Source organism: Inquilinus sp. (assembly GCF_057815775.1).
Genome location: NZ_JBYRFX010001057.1, coordinates 1 through 3,315, shown reverse-complemented (window position 1 = coordinate 3,315; position 3,315 = coordinate 1). Strand labels below are relative to the sequence as shown.

At 68.7% G+C, this 3,315-nt stretch carries 4 protein-coding genes; all 4 read left to right on the top strand.

Annotation, left to right across the window (positions count from 1 at the left end; translation table 11 throughout):
• Positions 1-909: MNIO family bufferin maturase (bufB, locus tag AC3XYG_RS37700; RefSeq protein ID WP_489145035.1), on the top strand; the 909-nt coding region annotated here is incomplete at its 5' end.
• Positions 899-1,642 carry an HvfC/BufC family peptide modification chaperone gene (locus AC3XYG_RS37695; RefSeq protein ID WP_489145034.1) on the top strand — a complete coding sequence of 248 codons (744 nt, stop codon included), beginning with the start codon at positions 899-901 and terminating at the stop codon, positions 1,640-1,642. The genes bufB and AC3XYG_RS37695, both read left to right, overlap by 11 nt.
• An 11-nt stretch (positions 1,643-1,653) precedes the next feature.
• Positions 1,654-2,151, top strand: coding sequence for a DoxX family protein (locus AC3XYG_RS37690; RefSeq protein WP_489145033.1), 498 nt, complete (start codon positions 1,654-1,656; stop codon positions 2,149-2,151).
• Positions 2,152-2,247: 96 nt separating this feature from the next.
• A complete protein-coding gene (locus tag AC3XYG_RS37685; protein ID WP_489145032.1) occupies positions 2,248-3,210 on the top strand; it encodes a LysR family transcriptional regulator in 963 nt (320 codons plus the stop codon).
• Positions 3,211-3,315: the final 105 nt, after the last annotated feature.

Here is a 3,315-nt window from a genome sequence, read left to right as displayed (position 1 = left end):
GGCTTCCCCAGCCCGAGGTCCGACCGCATGAGCCCCTCGTCCCCTGGTGCGAATGCGGTGGCGGCGCCGATACCTGCACGGGCAGGTATCGGTCTGCGCCACCGCCACGTGGTGGATTTCCTGCGTGCGCCGCCCGAGATCGGCTGGATCGAGATCCACAGCGAGAACTACCTGTCCGACGGCGGGCCGCGCCTGGCCGCGCTGGAGCGGATCCGGCGGGACTTTCCGCTCAGCTGCCACGGCGTCGGCCTGTCGCTGGGCTCGGCCGAAGGGCTGGACCGGCAGCACCTCACGGCGCTGCGCCGCCTGTTCGACCGCTTCGTCCCCGGCCTCGTCTCCGAACATGTGGCCTGGAGTGTGACGGATGGCATCTATCTGAACGACCTGCTGCCGCTGCCCTTCACCGATGAGGCCCTGGCGGTGCTGTGCCGCAATGTCGACCAGGCCCAGGACGCGTTCGGCCGGCAGCTGCTGATCGAGAACCCGTCCAGCTATCTCAGCTTCGCCGAGACGACGATGCCGGAATGGGACTTCCTGCGCGCGATCGTCGACCGCACCGGCTGCGGCCTGCTACTCGACGTCAACAACATCCACGTCTCCGGTTTCAACACCGGCTTCGACCCCGACCGCTATCTCGAGGGCCTGCCCTGGGCGGCGGTGCAAGAGATCCATGTCGCCGGCCACACCATCGCCCGGTTCGACGACCAGACCATGCTGATCGACGACCACGGATCGCCGGTGGCCGATGCGGTCTGGGCCCTGCTGCGGTCGGCGCTGCGGCGCACCGGCCCGCTGCCGGTGCTGGCGGAGTGGGACACGGCAATCCCGGAATTGCCGGTGCTGCTGGCCGAAGCCGCAAAGGCCGACCGGCTGCTGCAGGCCGTGCGGACAGGCCGTCATGCTGCGTGACATCCAGGCCGCATTCCGCGACGCCGTGCTGCAGGGCGACCCCGTGGCTGCCAGCGTCATGGTCGTCGGCGACCGGGTGCCGGCGGACCGGCGCCTGTCGATCCACCGGCACAATCTGCTGATCTCGCTGACCGAGGCCCTGGCGGCCGCCTTTCCGGTCACCGCCCAGCGACTGGGCGACGACCGCTTCCCGGTGCTGGCGCGAGCTTTCATCGAGACGACGCCGCCGCAGCGGCCGCAGCTGCTGGCCTATGGCGCGGCCTTCCCGGCCTTCCTGACCCAGGTGCTACCGGACCCGGCCGACGCGGCGCTGCCCGACCTCGCCCGGCTGGAATGGGCCAGGGTCGAGGCCTGTTTCGCCGAGACGGCGGCACCGCTACAGCCGGAACGCCTGGCATCGGTACCGCCGGAACGCGGGCCGGACGTCACCTTCGAGCTGCATCCGTCCGTCCGCCTGGTCGCCTCGCCACACCCGCTGCTGGCGCTCTGGTCCGGGACCGACGCGCCGATCGGCACCGGCATCGTGCTGGTGCTGTGGAGCGGCGACACGCTGGAAATGGCGGCCCTGGACGCCGGCGAGGCCGCGTTCCTGCGCATGGTCCGCACCGGCATGCCACTCGACGTCGCGCTGGCCGCAGCCGCGGCGGCCGAGCCCGGCTTCGACCTGCAGGCCCTGCTCGCCGCCCAGTTCGAACGCGGCACCTTCCGCGGCTTCTCGCTTCGCCCCGCCTGATGGAAACGCGCATGGTCGCGACCACCCCGACCCCGCCCGGCACCATGGGGCTCGTCGCACGGATCACGATGGTCGCCCGCCGCGTCATCGGCTGGCTCGAAATCTGGGCCGCCCCCCTGCTTCAGCTGGCGATGCGGCTGTGGATGGCGCGGGTGTTCTTCAACTCCGGCCTGACCAAGATCGCGGATTGGGACACCACCATCCTGCTGTTCCAGGAGGAATACCGGGTGCCGCTGCTGCCCGCCCCGGTGGCGGCGCTGCTGGGCACGACCTTCGAGCTGGGCATGCCGGTGCTGCTGGTCGCCGGGCTGATGACGCGGCTGGCGGCGCTGCCGCTGATCGGCATGACCCTGGTGATCCAGTTCGTGCTGGGCGCCGCCGACCCGGCCTATGACAACACCGAGCATTTCTATTGGCTGTTCCTGCTGGCGGCGATCGTGATCCGCGGCCCCGGCCCGATCTCGCTCGATCACCTGCTGTTCCGCTGGGTCCGGCGCCTGCGGGGCTGATCTCGTCCCCTCGCCCGGTGGGGCGAAGGGACGCAGGCGTTACCCATCGCGGCTATTCGACCGAACTGGTCCCCGACCAGCGTGTCGAGGGCCGCCATGGAAATGCACCAGATCCGATACTTTCTCGCCGTGTGCGAGCACCGGAATTTTACCCGGGCGGCGGAGATCTGCCACGTGGCGCAACCGTCGCTGACCCGGGCGATCAAGCTGCTGGAGGAAGAGTTCGGCGGCCTGCTGTTCCATCGCGAGCGCGCGAACACCCACCTGTCGGATCTCGGCCGCCTGATGCGGCCCTATCTGCAGCAGGTCCATGAACAGAGCCAGGCGGCGAAGAAGACGGCGCTGGAACTGGCGGCGGGCCGGCGGCAGCAGTTGCGCCTGGGCATCATGTGCACGATCGCACCGACCCTCGTCCTCGACCTGATCGACACGGTGCGGCGCAAGCATCCGGCAGTCGAGCTGCTGATGCTCGACGACAGCGCCCAGACGCTGGAGGAGAAGCTGCTGGCGGGCGAGCTGCAGGCGGCGATCTACTGCATCCCCGGGGAGGAGCCGAACGACCGGCTGCACTACATCGAGCTGTTTCGGGAGGCCTTCATGATCGCGCTGGCCGCGGGCCATCGCCTGGCCGATCGCCAGGAGATCCGCGTCCACGATCTGGACGGCGAGAACTACGTCAACCGACGCAACTGCGAGATCTACCAATATGCCAGCGCGGTGTTCACGGCGCAGAACGCGCAATGCCCGATGATCTACGGCAGCGAGCGGGACGACTGGGTGCTGGCGATGATCGCCGCCGGCCTGGGCTTCGGCTTCATCCCGGAATACTCCATCACCCATCCCGGCGTCGTGGCGCGCCGATGCGTCGAGCCGGAGTTCTGGCGCGATGTCTCGCTGGTCACGGTCCGGGGCCGGCCGCACTCCCCCGCCGTCGGCATGCTGGTGCGGGAATCCCTGCGCCAGCGCTGGCTGGGCAGGGAGGCATCGGCGGTGGCCATTCCGGCGTCGGCCGAGCCCGACCGCTCGGCACCTTCATGGATACGGAAACGACGGATATAGATCCGTCCCGGGACGAGGCCACCGAAATCTTCAGCAGAACTCATTTTGAGTTTCGCATTGATTTTCGAAACCAGATCAATTTAGATTTACCGATAATATTGGTGC

Coding starts and splice junctions, on each gene's coding strand:
- AC3XYG_RS37685 (WP_489145032.1), top strand. CDS start 2,248: ATGGAAATGCACCAGATCCGATACTTTCTCGCCGTGTGCGAGCACCGG.
- AC3XYG_RS37695 (WP_489145034.1), top strand. CDS start 899: ATGCTGCGTGACATCCAGGCCGCATTCCGCGACGCCGTGCTGCAGGGC.
- AC3XYG_RS37690 (WP_489145033.1), top strand. CDS start 1,654: ATGGTCGCGACCACCCCGACCCCGCCCGGCACCATGGGGCTCGTCGCA.